14 protein-coding genes are annotated in these 18,882 nt (G+C 73.0%); 11 read left to right on the top strand and 3 right to left on the bottom strand.

All coding sequences use genetic code 11. The features are described 5' to 3' along the window. The first annotated feature begins 215 nt into the window (after nucleotides 1-215). Nucleotides 216-1,742, top strand: a complete 1,527-nt coding sequence (gene miaB / locus ACF073_RS32605) for a tRNA (N6-isopentenyl adenosine(37)-C2)-methylthiotransferase MiaB (RefSeq protein ID WP_392075040.1) — start codon at nucleotides 216-218, stop codon at nucleotides 1,740-1,742. A gap of 135 nt (nucleotides 1,743-1,877) precedes the next feature. Then, on the top strand, nucleotides 1,878-2,585 hold the full coding sequence (locus tag ACF073_RS32600; protein ID WP_392075039.1) for a class III extradiol dioxygenase subunit B-like domain-containing protein: 708 nt from the start codon (nucleotides 1,878-1,880) through the stop codon (nucleotides 2,583-2,585). Nucleotides 2,586-2,799: 214 nt separating this feature from the next. On the opposite strand, the gene ACF073_RS32595 is transcribed toward ACF073_RS32600, so the two are convergent. Together ACF073_RS32595 and ACF073_RS32590 are read right to left on the bottom strand one after the other, a co-directional pair. Further along, the gene (locus ACF073_RS32595; RefSeq protein WP_392075038.1) at nucleotides 2,800-3,084 is read right to left on the bottom strand and encodes an antitoxin; all 285 of its coding nucleotides are present in this window, start codon (nucleotides 3,082-3,084) and stop codon (nucleotides 2,800-2,802) included. Between the two features lie 24 nt (nucleotides 3,085-3,108). Next, a complete protein-coding gene (locus tag ACF073_RS32590; protein ID WP_392075037.1) occupies nucleotides 3,109-3,420 on the bottom strand; it encodes a hypothetical protein in 312 nt (103 codons plus the stop codon). A 183-nt stretch (nucleotides 3,421-3,603) separates the two neighbouring features. Between ACF073_RS32590 and miaA the strand changes: the two genes are divergently transcribed. From miaA to hflX, 6 genes are all read left to right on the top strand, one after another. Next, complete coding sequence (gene miaA, locus ACF073_RS32585; RefSeq protein ID WP_392075036.1) at nucleotides 3,604-4,542, top strand: tRNA (adenosine(37)-N6)-dimethylallyltransferase MiaA; 939 nt, start codon at nucleotides 3,604-3,606, stop codon at nucleotides 4,540-4,542. A gap of 266 nt (nucleotides 4,543-4,808) precedes the next feature. After that, nucleotides 4,809-5,315, top strand: a complete 507-nt coding sequence (locus ACF073_RS32580; protein ID WP_392075094.1) for a hypothetical protein — start codon at nucleotides 4,809-4,811, stop codon at nucleotides 5,313-5,315. A 62-nt stretch (nucleotides 5,316-5,377) separates the two neighbouring features. Continuing rightward, nucleotides 5,378-6,247: a diaminopimelate epimerase gene (gene dapF, locus ACF073_RS32575; RefSeq protein ID WP_392075035.1), complete on the top strand. Its 870-nt coding sequence runs from the start codon at nucleotides 5,378-5,380 to the stop codon at nucleotides 6,245-6,247. 307 nt (nucleotides 6,248-6,554) lie between these two features. Further along, nucleotides 6,555-8,861, top strand: a complete 2,307-nt coding sequence (locus ACF073_RS32570) for a RelA/SpoT family protein (protein WP_392075034.1) — start codon at nucleotides 6,555-6,557, stop codon at nucleotides 8,859-8,861. Nucleotides 8,862-8,943: 82 nt separating this feature from the next. After that, complete coding sequence (locus ACF073_RS32565; RefSeq protein WP_392075033.1) at nucleotides 8,944-10,512, top strand: M1 family metallopeptidase; 1,569 nt, start codon at nucleotides 8,944-8,946, stop codon at nucleotides 10,510-10,512. 205 nt (nucleotides 10,513-10,717) lie between these two features. After that, entirely contained in the window at nucleotides 10,718-12,211 is a 1,494-nt protein-coding gene (gene hflX, locus ACF073_RS32560; RefSeq protein WP_392075032.1) for a GTPase HflX, read from the top strand. A 55-nt stretch (nucleotides 12,212-12,266) separates the two neighbouring features. On the opposite strand, the gene ACF073_RS32555 is transcribed toward hflX, so the two are convergent. Continuing rightward, the gene (locus ACF073_RS32555; protein ID WP_392075031.1) at nucleotides 12,267-13,481 is read right to left on the bottom strand and encodes a trypsin-like serine peptidase; all 1,215 of its coding nucleotides are present in this window, start codon (nucleotides 13,479-13,481) and stop codon (nucleotides 12,267-12,269) included. Between the two features lie 539 nt (nucleotides 13,482-14,020). Here ACF073_RS32555 and ACF073_RS32550 point away from each other — a divergent pair. From ACF073_RS32550 to ACF073_RS32540, 3 genes are all read left to right on the top strand, one after another. Then, nucleotides 14,021-15,628, top strand: a complete 1,608-nt coding sequence (locus ACF073_RS32550) for a diaminobutyrate--2-oxoglutarate transaminase family protein (RefSeq protein ID WP_392075030.1) — start codon at nucleotides 14,021-14,023, stop codon at nucleotides 15,626-15,628. Between the two features lie 273 nt (nucleotides 15,629-15,901). Then, nucleotides 15,902-17,869 (top strand): IucA/IucC family protein, encoded by a 1,968-nt coding sequence (locus ACF073_RS32545; protein WP_392075029.1) that lies wholly within the window; start codon nucleotides 15,902-15,904, stop codon nucleotides 17,867-17,869. 110 nt (nucleotides 17,870-17,979) lie between these two features. Then, the gene (locus tag ACF073_RS32540) at nucleotides 17,980-18,750 is read left to right on the top strand and encodes a GNAT family N-acetyltransferase (RefSeq protein WP_392075028.1); all 771 of its coding nucleotides are present in this window, start codon (nucleotides 17,980-17,982) and stop codon (nucleotides 18,748-18,750) included. The last annotated feature ends 132 nt before the right edge of the window (nucleotides 18,751-18,882 follow it).

The following is an 18,882-nucleotide window of genomic DNA, read 5'->3' as shown; positions in this document are numbered from 1 at the left end:
GTCGCCCGCCCTCTTGCACATGGCAGGCCGCCCTTTCGGTCTGCCTTTGGCGAGATTCCTCCCCTGCCCGGCAGGCCGGATCGACAGCATTTGTGACTGCCGTCACAAGGGGTGGGCGGGTGTCCCGCGTCGTCCCCGCCCGCCGTGCCGGGCGGCCTCGCGGCCGATCCGAACACCGCGCCACCGGCCGCCACGGACCGCCTACCCTTGAACCCATGACCAGCAGCAGCGACCGGAGCCCGGCAGTGGACGTTCCCGCCCCCAAGAGTTACGAGATCCGCACCTACGGGTGCCAGATGAACGTCCACGATTCCGAGCGATTGGCCGGGCTGCTCGAAGAGGCCGGATATGTACGGGCCCCCGAGGACGCGGACGGGGACGCGGACGTCGTCGTCTTCAACACCTGCGCGGTCCGGGAGAACGCCGACAACCGGCTGTACGGCAACCTCGGCCGGCTCGCGCCGCGCAAGGCGAGCCGCCCCGGCATGCAGATCGCGGTCGGCGGCTGCCTGGCCCAGAAGGACCGCGACACGATCGTGAAGAGGGCGCCCTGGGTGGACGTCGTCTTCGGCACGCACAACATCGGCAAGCTGCCGGTCCTGCTGGAGCGCGCCCGAGTCCAGGAGGAGGCGCAGGTCGAGATCGCCGAGGCGCTGGAGGCGTTCCCCTCGACGCTGCCGACCCGTCGGGAGAGCGCGTACGCGGCCTGGGTGTCGATCTCCGTCGGCTGCAACAACACCTGCACCTTCTGCATCGTCCCGGCCCTGCGCGGCAAGGAGAAGGACCGCCGCCCCGGTGACATCCTCGCCGAGGTCGAGGCCCTGGTCGGCGAGGGCGTCTCGGAGATCACGCTGCTCGGCCAGAACGTCAACGCGTACGGCTCCGACATCGGCGACCGCGAGGCCTTCAGCAAGCTGCTGCGCGCCTGCGGGAACATCGAGGGCCTTGAGCGGGTCCGCTTCACCTCCCCGCACCCCCGCGACTTCACGGACGACGTCATCGCCGCCATGGCCGAGACGCCGAACGTCATGCCGCAGCTGCACATGCCGATGCAGTCCGGCTCGGACACGGTCCTGAAGGCCATGCGCCGCTCCTACCGCCAGGAGCGCTACCTGGGCATCATCGAGAAGGTCCGCGCCGCCATCCCGCACGCCGCGATCACCACCGACATCATCGTGGGCTTCCCCGGCGAGACCGAGGAGGACTTCGAGCAGACCCTGCACGCGGTCCGCGAGGCCCGCTTCGCGCAGGCCTTCACCTTCCAGTACTCCAAGCGCCCCGGGACCCCGGCCGCCACCATGGAGGGCCAGATCCCCAAGGAGGTCGTCCAGGCGCGCTACGAGCGGCTGGTCGCCCTCCAGGAGGAGATCTCCTGGGAGGAGAACAAGAAGCAGGTCGGCCGCACGCTTGACCTGATGGTCGCCGAGGGCGAGGGCCGCAAGGACGGCGCCACCCACCGCCTCTCCGGCCGCGCCCCCGACAACCGCCTGGTCCACTTCACCAAGCCGGAGCAGGAGGTCCGCCCCGGCGACGTGGTGACCGTCGAGATCACCTACGCCGCCCCGCACCACCTCCTCGCCGAGGGCCCCGCCCTCGCCGTGCGCCGCACGCGCGCGGGTGACGCCTGGGAGAAGCGGACCGCGGAGCAGGCCGCGAAGCCGGCGGGCGTGATGCTGGGGCTGCCGCAGATCGGGGTGCCGGAGGCGCTGCCGGTGATGACGAGCGGCTGCGCCCTCGACTGACGCCCGCGCTCCTGTCACCCGCCCTTCTGACGCTCGCCCTCCTGAGGCCGATCGACGCCTCCGACGTCCCCGACGCACCCGACGTGCTGATCGGGGACTGACACCCGGCCGTCGCACGGCGTTACGCTGCGGATCATGCTTGTCGCCGCCGCAGTCTGCCCCTGCCCGCCCCTCCTCGTCCCCGAGGTCGCCGCGGGTGCCGCCGCCGAGCTGGACGCCGCTCGTGCCGCCTGCACGGACGCCCTCGGGGTGCTCGCCGCCGCCCGGCCCGACCTCCTCGTGGTCGTCGGGCCCGCCGAGCAGTCCGAGCGGGGCCCGTACCCGCAGGGCGCCCGGGGCACCTTCAGCGGCTTCGGCGTGGACGCCGACGCACGGCTGGGCACCGGCGAGCCGGGCGAGCGCGAGCTTCCGGTCTCGCTGGCCGTCGGCGCCTGGCTGCTGGAGCGGACCGCCTGGGCCGACGCCCCGGTCGAGGGACTGGCCGTCGCGCCGACGCTGGAGCCGGAGCGGTGCGCCGAGACCGGGCGGGAACTGGCCGGCCGGGCCGCGCGCGTGGCGCTGCTGGTGATGGGCGACGCCAGCGCCTGCCGCACCCTCAAGGCACCGGGATACCTGGACGACCGGGCGGCGCCCTTCGACGCGGAGGCGGCGCGGGCCCTCGGCGCGGCGGACCTGGCCGCCCTGAAGGCGCTCGACCCGGCACTGGCCCGGGAACTGAAGGCCGCGGGCCGTGCCCCGTGGCAGATCCTGGCCGGCGCGGCCGAGAACGCCGCCCTCACCGGCACCCTGCTGTACGAGGACGCGCCGTACGGCGTGGGATATCTGGTCGCCGCCTGGTCCTGAGCGGACGGCGCCCGGCGGCCCGTACCCCTCACGCGACCGCTCCTTTGCGACCCGCTCCTCCGCGACCGCACTTACGCGACCGCACTTGCGCGACCGCACCTCCGCCCGCGCGGACACACGAAGGACGGCCGGCCGGGAGATGTCGTACTCCCGGCCGGCCGTCCTGCGGCAGGTCAGCCGGCCGCGGCCGGGCCGGCCCGTGCGCGCCGTCGGCTCAGGAAGCCGGTGGCGCGGCCGGCGGCGGGTCCTCCGGGCGGGTCGGGACCGTCGGGTCGCCGGCCTCGGGGCCGGTCTTGTGCGCGAGCCGGTCCACCGCCTCCTTGGCCTTGCCGGTACCCGAGTGGATCTTGTCGCTGTACTTGCCCTTGGTCCGCTCGTCGACGGCCTTCGCGGCCTTGTCGATTCCGTGCTGGACCTTGTCCCCGTGCTGCCGTGCGAGGTCCGACACCTTGTCCTTCGCCGGGCCGAGCCTGGCCTTCATGTTGTCCATCAGACCCATGGTCCACCTTCCCTCGCGGGGCAGTTACCTGCGGGCGCCCTCACCGGTCTCGCCGGCCGCGACCTCCTCGGCGGACTGCTGCCGGGGGATCCCGGCACCCTCGGACGCGCCGTCCGTGCCGGCCTCGGGCCGCACGGTGACATCCTCATGCCCGTTCCCGGCCGCGTCATTCGCGTCCGCCGCGTCCGCCGCTCCGGCTTCCTGCGCCTCCGCCGCCTCCGCCGACTCCGTCCGCGCCACCTCGGCTCCGTCCGGCTCCGTGCCGGCCTCTGCCGTCGCGTCCGACGCCTCCGGAGTCGCCTTCGACCTGCCGAGAAGCCGTGCAAACACGCCCATATCCACTCCATACGGTACTCGTGCGGGCGAATTCCCGCGTCGCCCGGTGCGTACGATTGCGCCGCCCGGGCCTCCGCCTCCGGCAGTCCGGCAGGCGGCCCCTCGCCACGGGCAACGACCCGCGGTACGCGCCGTCACGTAACTCGTTCGAGACCTCGCCGGGAGGTTTGCGAGACTGGTGCGGTGAGCAGTGCACCCCCCGCCCCCCGAGTCATCGCCGTCGTCGGCCCCACCGCGGCCGGAAAGTCCGATCTCGGCGTCTTCCTGGCCCAGCAACTCGGCGGCGAGGTCGTCAACGCCGACTCCATGCAGTTGTACCGAGGGATGGACATCGGCACCGCCAAGCTGACGCCCGACGAACGCGCCGGCGTCCCGCACCACCTGCTGGACATCTGGGATGTCACGGTCACCGCCTCGGTCGCCGAGTACCAGAAGCTGGCCCGCGCCCGGATCGACGCGCTCCTCGCCGAGGGCCGCTGGCCGGTCCTGGTCGGCGGCTCCGGCCTCTACGTCCGCGGCGCGGTCGACAACCTGGAGTTCCCCGGCACCGACCCGGAGGTCCGGGCCCGCCTCGAGGAGGAGCTGGCACTGCGCGGCCCGGGCGCGCTGCACGCCCGGCTGGCCGCCGCCGACCCCGAGGCCGGCCGCGCGATCCTGCCGAGCAACGGCCGCCGTATCGTCCGGGCCCTCGAGGTGATCGAGATCACCGGCCAGCCCTTCACGGCCAATCTGCCGGGCCATGACTCGGTCTACGACACCGTCCAGATCGGTGTCGACGTAGCTCGTCCGGAATTGGACGACCGCATCGCGCGGCGCGTCGACCGCATGTGGGAGGCGGGCCTCGTGGACGAGGTGCGCGCACTGGAGGCGCGGGGCCTGCGCGAGGGGCGCACGGCGTCCCGCGCCCTCGGCTACCAGCAGGTGCTGGCGGCGCTCGCCGGGGAGTGCACCGAAGCGGAAGCGCTGGCGGAGACGGTCCGTGCGACCAAACGCTTCGCGCGCCGCCAGGATTCATGGTTCAGGCGCGACCCCCGCGTGCACTGGTTGAGTGGGGCCGCCGCGGATCGGGCGGAACTTCCGCACCAGGCCCTGGCGTTGGTCGAACGACCGGTCACAGCCTGATCACGTCATGGCATCGGGATGCGCCGCCGGTCATCGCGGCCTTCGGCGCCGTGCCATCATCGAGCTTCGATCGACCAAGTGGAGCCTAGTTGGGAGGGCGCGTGGCGATGGAGGCCGGCCCTCGCGACACCGCACAGAGTGCCGAGCAGGTCAGCACCGAGGGTGACGACCCGGACCCGTGCGCGGGCCGTCCGGACGAGGATCACCCGCCGGCGCACCGCACGGCCGGGAACGGCCTGCCCACGACAGGACCGCCCGAGGGCGAAATGCCCGAGGGCGAGCTGATCGGCGGCCTGGTCCATGACAGTCCGGCCGACGGCCGGCTGCTGGAGGACCCGCTGTCCGCCGGCCGGCTGGCCGACGACGGACCCGACGACACCGTGGGCGGTGTCGTCGCCGACGGGCCGTCGCCCGAGGAGATGTACCAGGGCGGCCCCGAGGTCGAGGTCGAGCTGCGCCCGCAGCGCCGGCTGCGCGTCTGGCAGCTCGCGCCCATCGTGGGTCTCGCCGCCGTCGGCTCCCTGATGTTCGCCTTCCCGCTCGCCTTCGACTTCGGCGACAGCGGCGCGGTCATCGCCATGCTCGGCCTGCTGATCTGCTCCTGCGCGGCGGGCTGGGGCATGATGGCCGCCCGCCGGGTGGGCTACACCTGGCCCGGCCTGCCCCCGCGCGGCTCCGGTCGGCGGCCCGACTGGCGGGTCGTGCTCGGCTACGTCCTGCTGGTCGCCGTGGTCGTCGTCCTCGCGGTCTGGCGCGTGGCCCGGCTGCGCTGACACCGCCCCGGTCCGCCGGCCGCCAGGACCGGCATGTCGTACCCACGCCGTACGATCGAGGAATGAGCACATCGATCGCCTTCCTCAAGGGGCACGGCACCGAGAACGACTTCGTGATCGTCCCGGACCCCGAGAACGCACTCGACCTCTCCCCGGCCGCCGTCGCCGCCCTGTGCGACCGCCGGGCGGGTATCGGTGGCGACGGCGTGCTGCACGTCGTGCGTTCCGCCGCTCACCCGGAGGCCCGGGGGATGGCGGCCGAGGCCGAGTGGTTCATGGACTACCGCAACGGCGACGGCTCGGTCGCCGAGATGTGCGGCAACGGCGTCCGTGTGTTCGCGCGCTACCTCCAGCACGCCGGACATGTGGGCGAAGGCGACCTCGCGATCGCCACGCGCGGGGGCGTGAAGACCGTCCACCTCGCGAAGGACGGTGACATCACCGTCGGCATGGGCCGTGCCCGCCTGCCCGAGGGGGAGGTCACGGTGAGCGTCGGCGAGCACAGCTGGCCCGCGCGCAACGTCAACATGGGCAACCCGCACGCGGTGGCCTTCGTGGCGGACCTGGCGGACGCCGGCAACCTGTTCACCGCGCCGCCGGTCGGCCCGGCCGCCGCGTACCCGGACGGCGTGAACGTCGAGTTCGTGGTCGACCGCGGCCCCCGCCATGTCGCGATGCGTGTGCACGAGCGCGGCTCCGGCGAGACCCGCTCGTGCGGCACGGGCGCGTGCGCGGTCGCCGTGGCCGCCGCCCGGCGCGACGGCGTCGACCCGGCCGTCACCGGCACCCCCGCCTCGTACACCGTCGACCTGCCCGGCGGGCGTCTGATCATCACCGAGCGGCCCGACGGCGAGATCGAGATGACCGGCCCCGCGGTGATCGTCGCCGAAGGCGAACTCGACGCCGACTGGCTGGCCCACGCCCTGGGCTGATCCGGCGGAACGCGAACGACGACGGGGGAGTGCGAACGGCGACGGGGGAACGCGGCCGCCTGGACGGCCGGCCCCCGCGGCCGGGAGCGTTCGAAACCGCGGCCGAGTGCGGGGCACCTGACGCAAACCCTAAACCTCGTTCTCGTCGCTCGAATGGGTGATCCGTTTCACGCTCGGCGAGAGGCGGTCTGTCGCACGTGATGGGCTCGATAGCATCAAGCACCGGCACGGACGGGGGAACGTCGCCAAACCCTGAGCCGCGTACGCCATGGGGCTCCGTCCGCCGGTCCACGAGCCGGAGGTGCCCATGAGTGCGGAGGCCACGAACCCTGCGACCGCTGGCCCGGTAGCGCCCGCAGCGCCACAAGCGCTCACCGCGTCCGCTGCGCCCGCGGCGGCGCGCAGAAAGTCCCGTCCCCGGATCGACCTGCGCCGGCTCGGCCGGGCCGCGCTGCTCGGCCCCGCCGTCCGCGACAAGCTGCCCGACGCGATCAGCCACGTCGTGGAGGCGCACCGCGCCCACCATCCCGACGCCGACCTCGAACCCCTGCGCCGCGCCTACGTCCTTGCGGAGTCCTCGCACCGGGGCCAGATGCGCAAGAGCGGCGAGCCGTACATCACCCACCCCCTCGCCGTCACCCTCATCCTCGCCGAACTCGGCGCCGAGACCACGACCCTGACCGCCTCCCTGCTCCACGACACCGTCGAGGACACCGAGGTGACACTGGATCAGGTGCGGGAGCAGTTCGGCGAGGAGGTCCGCTACCTGGTCGACGGCGTCACGAAACTGGAGAAGGTCGACTACGGGGCCGCCGCCGAGCCGGAGACCTTCCGCAAGATGCTCGTCGCCACCGGCAACGACGTACGCGTGATGTCGATCAAACTCGCCGACCGCCTGCACAACATGCGCACCCTCGGCGTGATGCGCCCGGAGAAACAGGCCCGGATCGCCAAGGTCACCCGGGACGTCCTCATCCCGCTCGCCGAACGCCTCGGCGTACAGGCCCTCAAGACCGAGCTGGAGGACCTGGTCTTCGCCATCCTCCACCCCGAGGAGTACGAGCACACCCGCGAGCTGATCGCGGAGAACGCCGCCCGCCGGACCGACCCGCTCGCCGAGGTCGCCGACGAGATGCGCGGGGTGCTGCGCGAGGCCGACATCCCCGCCGAAGTCCTCATCCGCCCCCGGCACTTCGTCTCCGTCCACCGCGTGTCCCGCAAACGCGGACAGCTGCGCGGCACCGATTTCGGCCGCCTGCTGGTCCTGGTGAACGAGGACGCGGACTGTTACGGCGTCCTCGGCGAGCTGCACACCTGTATGACGCCGGTGGTCTCGGAGTTCAAGGACTTCATCGCCGTACCGAAGTTCAACCTCTACCAGTCCCTGCACACCGCCGTGGCCCGCCCCGACGGCCAGGTCGTCGAAGTCCTCATCCGCACCCACCAGATGCACAAGGTCGCCGAGGCCGGCGTCGTGGCCCTCGGCAATCCGTACGCGCCCGGGTCCGACGTCCCCGCCTGCGATCCCCGCGCCGCCGGCCCCGCCGCGGCCGACGCCCCCGCCGACGGCGAGCGCGCCGACCCCACCCGCCCCGGCTGGCTCTCCCGCCTCCTCGACTGGCAGCAGGGCGCCCCCGACCCCGACACCTTCTGGTCGACCCTGCGCGAGGACCTCGCCCAGGACCGCGAGATCACCGTCTTCCGTCCCGACGGCGGCGCCCTCGGCCTGCCCGAGGGCGCCACCTGCGTGGACGCCGCCTACGCGCAGTACGGCGAGGACGCGCACGCCTGCATCGGCGCCCGCGTCGACGGCCGCCTGGCCACCCTCAGCACCGTCCTGCGCGACGGCGACACGGTCCAGCTCCTGATGGGCCAGGACCCGGCCTCCGAACCCTCCCGCGAGTGGCTGGAGCACGCCCACACGGCGGCCGCCCGCATCGCCATCCAGCGCTGGCTCGCGACCCACCCCGGGGGCGGCGCCGAGCCGGCCGAGCCGTCCTGCGCCGCACCCGACGGCACGGCGGCACGCGACGGCGCACCGGCCCCTGCCCCGGCCCCCGCCGGCCGCCCCGGGACCGCCTCCGCCGCCCGCCCCGGCACCGCCGAGGGCATCCCTTCGGCCCCTCCCGCCCGTCCGGCGGACAGTGCCCCGCGCCCCTGGCGGGCCGACGTCCTCGCGGACCGGCCCGGCGCCACCGTACGGCTCGCCGGGTGCTGCACGCCCGTACCGCCGGACGAGATCACCGGGTTCGCGGTGCGCGGGGGAGTGGTGACCGTGCACCGCGTGGGGTGCGCCGCGGTGGCGCACATGAAGAGCAGGGGGCGCGCTGAGGTCGACGTGCGCTGGGGGGATACCGCCGAATGCCGGGTCACCCTGGTCGCTGAATCGTTCGGCCGCCCCCATCTGCTCGCCGACCTCACCGAGGCGATCGCCCTGGAGGGCGCCGAGATCGTCTCCGCCACCGTCGAACCGCCCAGCCAGCAGCGGGTGCGCCACACCTACACCCTCCAGCTCCCCGACGCGGCCCGCCTCCCCGCCCTGATGCGGGCCATGCGGGACGTGCCGGGGGTGTACGACGTGACCAGGGCGCAGCACCAGGCACCCGCCTCCTGACGACGGTGTCCGGTCTACCCGATCGGGTGGGCCGGTCGCGCGTCGCCGCCGCGGAGCGCGTACGCACTGGTAGCGGTGGTCCATGCCGCTCACCCCCCGCCGCCGCCCGCGCACCCCGGCCGCGCTCCCCACGCCCCCGATCCCCGGCTCCCGGTTCCCCGGGTCCCGCCTCTTGCGGTTCCGGCTCACCCGGCACCGGAAGGCGGCCCTGCTCGCCTCCGCCGTCGCCGTCTGCCTCGTCGCCGCCGCGGCTCCGGCCGAGCCGCTCGGCGTCGGCGACCGGATCTTCCCGAACCTGGGCAACCCGGGCTACGACGTCGCCGCGTACGACCTCTCCTTCACCTACCCCGGCACCAACGACAAGCCGCTCCAGGCCGTCACCACCATCGACGCCTGGACCACCGCCGACCTGGAGCGCGTCAACCTCGACTTCGCGCACGGCACCGTGCGGTCGGTCGAGGTCGACGGCCGTCCCGCCGCCTTCACCAGCGCCGGCGAGGACCTGGTCGTCACCCCGGAGCAGCCCCTGGCCGAGGGCAGCTGGACCCGCATCACCGTGCGGCACACCAGCGACCCCGTCTCCGCGAAGGACCGGCAGGGCGGCTGGGTGCGCACCTCCGACGGCCTCGCCATGGCGAACCAGGCCGACGTCGCCCACCTGGTGTTCCCGTGCAACGACCACCCGTCCGACAAGGCGAGATTCACCTTCCGGATCACCGCGCCGAACGGCTACACCGCCGTCGCCAACGGCCTGCCCGTCCGTAAAGAACGGGTGGGCGGCAACACCACCTGGACCTATCGCACCCAGCACCCCATGGCCACCGAACTCGCCCAGGTGTCCATCGGTCACTCCGCCGTGCTGCACCGCGCGGGACCGCACGGGCTGCCCGTGCGTGACGTCGTGCCCGAGGCCGACCGCAAGGCCCTCGAACCCTGGCTGGCCAAGACGCCCGACCAGATCGCCTGGATGGAGGGCAAGGTCGGCCGGTACCCCTTCGAGACCTACGGCGTGCTCATGGCACAGGCCGCCACCGGCTTCGAACTGGAGACACAGACCCTCTCGCTCTTCGAGAAGCGCCTGTTCACCGAGCCGGCCTTCCCGAAGTGGTACCTCGAATCGATCATGGTGCACGAGCTGTCCCACCAGTGGTTCGGGGACAGCGTCACCCCGCGCAGCTGGTCCGACGTCTGGCTGAACGAGGGGCACGCCACCTGGTACGAGGAGCTGTTCGCCGAGGAGACCGCGCACCGGCCGATGGCGGACCGGATGAAGGCCGCCTACGGCGCCTCCGACCGCTGGCGCGAGGCCGGCGGGCCGCCCGCCCGGCCCAAGCCCCCCGCCGCCGGCCAGAAGATCGGCATCTTCCGGCCCAACATCTACGACGGCGCCGCCCTCGTGCTCTACGCCCTGCGGCAGGAGATCGGCCGGCCGGCCTTCGAGCGGCTGGAGCGGATCTGGGTCAGGGAGCACCGGAACACCACCGCCACCACCACCGACTTCGTCCAGCTGGCCTCGGCCGTCTCCGGCCGGGACCTGACCGGCTTCCTGCAGCCCTGGCTGTACGGCGACAAGACCCCGCCGATGCCCGGCCACCCGGACTGGAAGCCGGTGGCGGCGGCCAAGACCGCCGAGCCCCCCAAGCGGCGATAACCCGGTGACGGGACGTGCCGTACCGTGCGACCATCTATGAGTCGGCGCCCGCACGGGACCAGGCGGGAATCCCCAGGGGTGACCACGGGAATCGCCCGAGGTGGCCACGGGAATCTCCCGGGGTACTCGTACGTTGGACTCTACGGGTGGTCCAGGCGACCGCCCTACCGCGCCGGAACGGCACTCTCATCGACGTAAGGATCCAATGACCTCCTCTTCTTCCCCTTCCCAGGACACCAAGCGCCTCGCGCACGCCTATCCCGAAGGTCTTCGGGCCGATGCCCTGATGGAAGAGGACGTCGCCTGGAGCCACGAGATCGACGGCGAGCGGGACGGCGAGCAGTTCGACCGCTCCGAGCGCGCGGCCCTGCGCCGTGTGGTGGGTCTGTCCACCGAGCTGGAGGACGTCACCGAGGTCGAGTACCGACAGCTCCGCCTGGAGCGGGTCGTACTCGTCGGTGTGTGGACCACCGGCACCGTCCAGGACGCCGACAACTCCCTCGCGGAGCTCGCCGCCCTCGCGGAGACCGCCGGCGCGCTCGTCCTCGACGGCGTCATCCAGCGCCGCGACAAGCCCGACCCGGCCACCTACATCGGCTCGGGCAAGGCCGCCGAGCTGCGCGACGTCGTCATCGAATCGGGCGCGGACACCGTCATCTGCGACGGTGAGCTGAGCCCCGGCCAGCTGATCCAGCTGGAGGACGTGGTCAAGGTCAAGGTCATCGACCGTACGGCCCTGATCCTGGACATCTTCGCCCAGCACGCCAAGTCCCGAGAGGGCAAGGCGCAGGTCGCGCTCGCGCAGATGCAGTACATGCTGCCGAGGCTCCGCGGCTGGGGCCAGTCGCTGTCCCGTCAGATGGGCGGCGGCAAGGGTGGCGGCCTCGCCACCCGCGGTCCCGGTGAGACCAAGATCGAGACGGACCGGCGACGGATCCGCGAGAAGATGGCGAAGATGCGCCGGGAGATCGCGGAGATGAAGACCGGCCGCGAGATCAAGCGCCAGGAGCGCCGGCGCAACAAGGTGCCGTCCGTCGCCATCGCCGGCTACACCAACGCCGGCAAGTCCTCCCTGCTCAACCGCCTCACCGGCGCCGGCGTCCTGGTCGAGAACGCCCTGTTCGCGACCCTGGACCCGACCGTCCGCCGGGCCGAGACCCCGAGCGGCAGGCTGTACACGCTGGCGGACACCGTCGGCTTCGTCCGGCACCTGCCGCACCACCTGGTCGAGGCGTTCCGCTCCACCATGGAGGAGGTCGGCGACGCCGACCTCATCGTGCACGTGGTGGATGGCTCGCACCCGGTACCGGAGGAGCAGCTGGCCGCCGTGCGCGAGGTGATCAGGGAGGTCGGCGCCACCGACGTGCCCGAGATCGTCGTGATCAACAAGGCGGACGCGGCCGACCCGCTGGTCCTCCAGCGCCTGCTGCGGGTCGAGAAGCGCTCGCTCGCCGTCTCGGCGCGCACCGGCCAGGGCATCGACGAACTGCTCGCCCTGATCGACAACGAGCTGCCCCGCCCCTCGGTCGAGATCGAGGCGCTCGTGCCGTACACCCACGGCAAGCTCGTCGCCCGCGCCCACACCGAGGGCGAGGTGATCTCCGAGGAGCACACCGCGGAGGGCACCCTGCTCAAGGTCCGGGTGCACGAGGAACTGGCGGCGGACCTGGCGCCCTACGCACCGGTCTCCGCGACCTGACCCACGCCAGCACGTAGGCCCGCCACCCTCCCCGGGTGACGGGCCTTCGTCATGCTCACCGCCCGGCGAACTGCTTGCTCACCGAGTCATACACACCCTTGGCCACCTCACCCAGCCGGGGACCGGCGAGCCAGCCCGCCCTCACCGGGCCGATGGACGTGTTGGACACCAGCGCCGGCTTTCCGTCCGCGCCGGTCTCCACCCAGCCGCCGCCGGAGGAGCCACCGGTCATCGTGCAGCCGATCCGGTACATCGTCGGGTCGGCCTGCTCGATGGAGAGCCGGCCCGGCCTGTCCTGGCACTGGTACAGCAGCCGCCCGTCGTACGGCGCCGCCGCCGGGTAACCGGACGCGGTGATGCTGTTCACCTTCGGCACGGCCGGCGCGTCGAAGTTCACCGGGAGCGCCCCGCCGACCGTCTCCTCCAGCGACTTGCCGGCGCTGCCCTGCTCCGGCGTCACATGGATGACGGCGAAGTCGTACGACGCACCGTCACCGCCCGTCTCCCCGCCCTTGCTGATCCACTGCTGCGAGGTCTTCGCCGCGTCGGCCCACCACACGCCGTAGGGGGCCACTTCGGACCGGCTGGCGCTCTCCAGCTCGGCCGCCGACTTGGCCTGGTTGTTGTACGACGGCACGAAGGCGAGGTTGCGGTACCAGCCGCCCTTCTTGCCGGCGTGCACACAGTGACCCGCCGTCCAGACGAGGTTGGACTTGCCGGGGTGCGCCGGGTCCTGCACGACCGTGCCCGAGCAGACCATGGTGCCGTCGGGGGCGTCGAAGAGCAGCTTGCCCGAGGTGGCCGCGCTGGTGTGGTACGGCGCCGCGGCGGCCTGCGCCTGTACCGGCTGCGGCGTCGGGTCCGTCACGCCCTGGTCACCGGAGAGGTCGTTGTCGTCGACGCCCTGGTCCGGGTCGTCGGCGTCGCGCATCCGGTCCGGGTCCCACAGGCCCTTGATGATCGGGTTGACGAAGTCGTTGGCCTCGCGCAGCCAGTCGTCCTTGTTCCAGTTCTTCCAGGCGCCGTGCTTCCACTTGTCGATGTCGATCCCGTGCTCCTTGAGCCTCTGCTTGAGGTCTTCCGGGACGTGGATCTTTCCGTCGCCGGCGGTCGCGGTGGCGTTCGGCCTGCCGTCGGCGTTGTCGTCGCTGTCGCAGGCGGTGGCGGTCAGTGCCAGCGTGGCGACGAGGGCGACCGCCGTCAGCGAGGTGGTGGCGCGGCGACCGCTCCTGCCTCGCCGAGCGGTGAACGACGGCCGTATGGATCGCATGGTGGTGACTCCCCCTGCTGTGAAGGAACTCGGCGCTTCGGTCCCGGCACCGGCGGTGAACTCATGGGAGGTTCATGCCGGTCCCGCGACCTTCTGGGAACGGCAACACACACTATGCGGTCGCCGAGGGGGAGTTCTGCCGGGACGGCAACGGTTCCGTCACAGGCTGCCTGAACAGGCCGTTGACTCCGGCGGACCGCGCACCGCATGCCGACGGCCCCGCTCGTCCGCTGCCGGGACGAGGGCGACGGACGCGCTTGACGCGGCTGACGCGGCTGAGTCGGCCGCCCCGGTTGCCGGTGCGGTTGATGCGGCTGACGCGGCATCAACCCCCCCTGTCTCGCCCGAGGGCGGCGCGACCGGCAGCTCCCTCCGCTCCGCAGAACGGCGGGGCCTGCCACCCGCGCCCCCGGCCCAAGGAACTCAACGCGACCCCGTAACCGCCCGATCGGTGTGCGGTTGTAGCCGGTGGGGCCTGCCGCCTGTGTCCGGTCCCCGAGGATCAACTCGCCTTCGGGCAGCGGGGAGGACAGTGCGCCGTGGCCGTTACGGAGTCGATGGCTGGAGGCACACCGGGGGAAGCGCGGGCCGTGCACGAGGGGATCCTCAGACGCCAGTCGGCGCGTGAGTCCTCGGCACGCACCTACGCTCGCGCACTGCCCATCGTGCCCGTCCGTGCGCGAGGGCTCACCATCGAGGGCGCGGACGGCCGCCGTTACCTGGACTGCCTCTCCGGCGCCGGCACCCTCGCCCTCGGCCACAACCACCCGATCGTGCTGGAAGCCATCCGCAAGGTCCTCGACTCCGGCGCCCCCCTCTCCGTCCTCGACCTCGCGACCCCCGTCAAGGACGCCTTCATCACCGAGCTGTTCCGCACCCTGCCACCGGGTCTCGCCGACAGCGCCCGCGTGCAGTTCTGCGGACCGGCCGGCACCGACGCCGTGGAGGCCGCCCTCAAACTGGTGCGGGCCGCGACCGGCCGCACCGGCATCCTCGCCTTCACCGGCGCCTACCACGGCATGACCGCCGGCGCCCTGGCCGCCTCCGGCGGTGCCCACGACGTCCAGGTCGCCCGCCTGCCCTATCCGCAGGACTACCGCTGTCCCTTCGGCGTCGGCGGCCCGCCCGGCGCCGAACTCGGCGCCCGCTGGACCGAGGCGCTCCTCGACGACCCCAAATCCGGTGTGCCGCTGCCCGCCGGGATGATCCTCGAACCCGTCCAGGGCGAGGGCGGGGTGATCCCCGCGCCGGACGACTGGCTGCGCCGTATGCGCCGGATCACGGCGGACCGCTCGATCCCGCTGATCGCCGACGAGGTCCAGACCGGCGTCGGCCGCACCGGCGCCTTCTGGGCGGTCGACCACAGCGGCGTCACCCCCGACGTCATGGTCCTGTCCAAGGCCATCGGCGGCAGTCTCCCGCTGGCCGTGATCGTCTACCGCGACGATCTCGACGCCTGGCAGCCGGGCGCCCACGCCGGCACCTTCCGCGGCAACCAGCTCGCCATGGCCGCGGGCACCGCCACCCTGGCCCACGTCCGTGAGAACGCCCTCGCCGAGCGCGCCGCCGCCCTCGGCTCCCGCATGATGGCCCAGCTCGCGGAACTCACCCACGAGTTCGCCTGCGTGGGCGACGTACGAGGGCGCGGCCTGATGATCGGGATCGAGCTGGTGGACCCGGACACCGACCCGGCCTCCGCCCACGCGGGCTCCCTCGCCGACGAAGCAGACCGCGCGCCGGCCGGGCTGTACGCGACGCCGGGGGAGAGCGAGAGGCCGGGATCGGTCGAGACGGCCGGGACGAGCGGGGTGGCCGGGTCGAGTGGGGTGGCCGGCGCGGCCTGGCCGGCTGGGGCGGCTGTATCGGCTGGGGCGGCCGGCCCGGCGCGTACCCGCCGGCCGCGCCCGGCCGCGCCCGAACTCGCCGCAGCCGTCCAACGCGAGTGCCTCCAACGCGGACTGATCGTTGAACTCGGCGGCCGCCACTCGTCCGTGGTCCGGCTGCTTCCGCCCCTGACGATCAGCGACGAACAGGCGACGGCCGTACTCGACCGCCTGACGGACGCGGTGGCAGCGGTGGCCCGCCACCACGAGACCCACGGCCCGTACCAGCCACGCCAGCCCGGCCCCGCCACGGGCACGAGTTGACAACCGTGCACGCCCCGCCCGGCCCCCCGCACCGGATCCGGCCTTCCCACCGTCACACCACCGCATCCCCGCTCAGCCCCTCTCCCGGACACCCACGCCGACACCGACCGCCGGCGACAACCGCACAGCCCTCTCGTACACACCCCGCTGTCCCGCCCACCCCCGCTCGCCGCCGCCCGGTGACCACTGGCCACGGGGCGTCGGCGACCGGGCGGGCGGCGGAACGAGCCCGCACCACCTGACGCCAGCCCCACAGGAGCCACAGGAGCCGTCATGAACGCCACCCCAGCCCCCGACGGCCGCTCCGGAGCCCCTGACGACCAGGGAGGTTCCGGCACCACACCCTCCGCCGTGCCGCGCGCCGACTCCGTCCCGCAGCAGAAGAAGCGGGAGGCGGACCTCACCCGCCGGACAGTGCCGGGGGCCGACCCGCTGGAGGACCCCGATCCCCGCACAGCGGCTCAGGCCGCCGCCGTGGAGAACCTCCTGCGGTGCTGGGTCCGCGAGACCGGCCTCGCCGCCCCGGCGACCGGCACCCTTCGCATCCCGCTCCCCAACAGCGGCACCGCCCTGATCGCACCGGTCCGCTACTGGTCCCCGACGGGCTGGCACCGCTTCGGCCCGCCGCGCCTCACGTACGCCCCCGACACCGCACCCCCCGTCGACGCGGTCACCCTCGCGGCCCTGCTCACCAGGGAATCAGCCGGCACCCCCCATGACACCCCCCGCAGCCCGGCCCCTTCGGCGGCCGCCGACCCCGCCGACCCCGGTGACGACAGCGATCTCGTGGCACGGGTGGCCGATTCCGTTCGACGCACCGCGAGCTTCATCAGGCACCGGCGCGAACACCCCGCCGACACCCCCGACCTCTTCCTCAGTGCCGAACAGGCGCTCCTCCTCGGCCACCCGCACCACCCGACCCCGAAGAGCCGGGACGGCCTGACCGACGCCGAAGCCGAGCTGTACGCACCGGAACTGCACGGCTCCTTCCCCTTGCACTGGCTGGCTGTCGCCCCCTCTCTCCTCGCGACCGACTCGGCCTGGACCGAGCGCGGCCGTCCCGTTCCCGCCGGTCACCTCATCCGGCGTCTCGCCGGTACCGGGCTGCCGCTGCCCGACGGCTGCACCGCGCTGCCGCTGCACCCCTGGCAGGCGCGCGAGGTACGGCACCGCGCGGCCGTCGCGGCGCTGCTCGACGCCGGACTCCTTCGCGACCTCGGCCCTCTCGGCCCTCCCTGGCACCCCACCTCCTCCGTACGAACCGTCCACCGGTCCGGTGCTCCCGCGATGCTCAAGCTCTCGCTGGCCCTGCGCATCACCAACTCCCGCCGCGAGAACCTGCGCAAGGAACTTCACCGGGGTGTCGAGGTGCACCGGCTGCTGCGTACCGGACTGGCCAAGGAGTGGCAGACGGCCCACTCCGGCTTCGACATCGTCCGCGACCCGGCCTGGATCGCCGTCGACGGCCCTGACGGTCTGCCCGTGCCAGGACTGGACGTGGTGATCCGGCACAACCCGTTCACCCCGGCCGACGACGTCGGCTGCGTCGCCGGACTCGTCTCGCCCCGCCCCGTCGCCAGGCTGTCGGGCGACACCTCACCGCGTGGCACCGGCCGGCCGATGCGGTCCCGTCTGGCCCGGCTACTCGGACGCCTTGCCGCCCGCACCGGCCGGCCCGTCGGCGCCGTCGCCGCGGAGTGGTTCCTGCGCTACCTGGAGCAGATCGTCCGGCCCGTCCTCTGGCTGGACGCCGAGGCCGGTATCGCCCTCGAAGCCCACCAGCAGAACACGCTCGTGCTGCTCGACGGCGACGGCTGGCCCGTCGGCGGACGCTACCGCGACAACCAGGGGTACTACTTCCGAGAGTCCCGGCGGACCGAACTGGACGCCCGGCTACCCGGCATCGGCGCGCGCAGCGACACCTTCGTCCCGGACGAGATCACCGACGAACGCTTCGCCTACTACCTCGCCGTCAACAACGTGTTCGGCCTGATCGGCGCCTTCGGATCGCAGCGCCTCGCGGACGAGCGACTGCTCCTCGCGGCGTTCCGCCGTTTCCTCACCGACGTCGCCTCGGGGCCGGCCGCGCCGCGCACCTCCCTGCCCGGTCGTCTGCTCGACTCACCCGTCCTGCGCTGCAAGGCGAACCTGCTCACCCGATTGCACGGTCTGGACGAACTCGAGGGCCCGGTCGACACCCAGTCCGTCTACGTCACCATCGCCAACCCCCTTCACTGCTGAGCCACGTACTTCCGCGCACCACCCGAGCGGACGCGCATTCCGGCGAGCCGCATCGTCTCCCCGCACATCCGAGGAACATGACCCACCTCGTCTCCTGAGAGGAGCGCGCCGTGCCTCCCACCGACGCAAGCGCCGGAACCGGTCCCGTCCCTGCCCATCCGGACAGCGCCGGTTCCCGCGCGGACACCGCGGGTCCCCGGAACTCTCCGTTCGGCCGGTTCGCCGTCGAGGACGACGACCCGGACGGCGAGGACACGCTCGACATCCGCCTGCCCGTCGAGTTCCTCGCCTTCCGTGCCGGTGCGGCTGCGGGCCTTCTCGACCGGCTCGCCACATGGGGCCCGGCCAAGACGGCCGCGGGCTCCTTCCGACTGGTGCCCGTACGCATCGATCAGGACCTGCCGCTCGTCCACCGCTGGATGAACGACCCCGCCGTCGCGGAGTTCTGGGAACTGGCCGGGCCCCAGAACCGTACGGAGGACCACCTGCGGGCCCAGCTCCACGGCGACGGGCGCAGCGTGCCGTGTCTCGGCGTACTCGACGGCACCCCCATGAGTTACTGGGAGATCTACCGGGCGGACCTGGATCCGCTGGCCCGCCGCTACCCGGCCCGTCCGCACGACACCGGGATCCACGTCCTGATCGGTGACGCCGCCGACCGAGGGCGACGGGTGGGATCCACCCTGCTCCGAGCCGTGGCCGACCTGATCCTCGACCGGCGTCCCGCCTGCGCACGTGTCGTTGCGGAACCCGCTCTTCTCAACACCCCCTCCGTCGCCGCGTTCCTGAGCGCAGGCTTCCGGTTCGCGGCCGAGGTCGACCTGCCCGGCAAGCGGGCCGCCCTCATGATCCGGGACCGCGTCCTGCGCGATGTTCTGTAGCGTCGAGTGATCGGCCGCTCACCATGAGATACGAACGGCGGGCGCGCGGTGTTCCCGCGCCGAAGAAAAAAATCCCGCGATCGCCCCGCACCCCCTCGGGAAGGGCCACCGCCGCAGGTCAGCCGCGTACCG

The sequence above is a fragment of the Streptomyces sp. NPDC015171 genome, from assembly GCF_043079545.1.
GTDB lineage: Bacteria > Actinomycetota > Actinomycetes > Streptomycetales > Streptomycetaceae > Streptomyces.
The sequence above is the reverse complement of the archived record's forward strand: the minus strand, read 5'-3'. Positions and strand labels throughout refer to the sequence as shown.

What these genes read in the sequence shown, in the direction of transcription:
- miaB (WP_392075040.1), top strand. Translation starts at nt 216, where the DNA reads ATGACCAGCAGCAGCGACCGGAGCCCGGCAGTGGACGTTCCCGCCCCC.
- ACF073_RS32600 (WP_392075039.1), top strand. Translation starts at nt 1,878, where the DNA reads ATGCTTGTCGCCGCCGCAGTCTGCCCCTGCCCGCCCCTCCTCGTCCCC.
- ACF073_RS32595 (WP_392075038.1), bottom strand. Translation starts at nt 3,084, where the DNA reads ATGGGTCTGATGGACAACATGAAGGCCAGGCTCGGCCCGGCGAAGGAC.
- ACF073_RS32590 (WP_392075037.1), bottom strand. Translation starts at nt 3,420, where the DNA reads ATGGGCGTGTTTGCACGGCTTCTCGGCAGGTCGAAGGCGACTCCGGAG.
- ACF073_RS32580 (WP_392075094.1), top strand. Translation starts at nt 4,809, where the DNA reads ATGCCCGAGGGCGAGCTGATCGGCGGCCTGGTCCATGACAGTCCGGCC.
- dapF (WP_392075035.1), top strand. Translation starts at nt 5,378, where the DNA reads ATGAGCACATCGATCGCCTTCCTCAAGGGGCACGGCACCGAGAACGAC.
- ACF073_RS32570 (WP_392075034.1), top strand. Translation starts at nt 6,555, where the DNA reads ATGAGTGCGGAGGCCACGAACCCTGCGACCGCTGGCCCGGTAGCGCCC.
- ACF073_RS32565 (WP_392075033.1), top strand. Translation starts at nt 8,944, where the DNA reads ATGCCGCTCACCCCCCGCCGCCGCCCGCGCACCCCGGCCGCGCTCCCC.
- hflX (WP_392075032.1), top strand. Translation starts at nt 10,718, where the DNA reads ATGACCTCCTCTTCTTCCCCTTCCCAGGACACCAAGCGCCTCGCGCAC.
- ACF073_RS32555 (WP_392075031.1), bottom strand. Translation starts at nt 13,481, where the DNA reads ATGCGATCCATACGGCCGTCGTTCACCGCTCGGCGAGGCAGGAGCGGT.
- ACF073_RS32545 (WP_392075029.1), top strand. Translation starts at nt 15,902, where the DNA reads ATGAACGCCACCCCAGCCCCCGACGGCCGCTCCGGAGCCCCTGACGAC.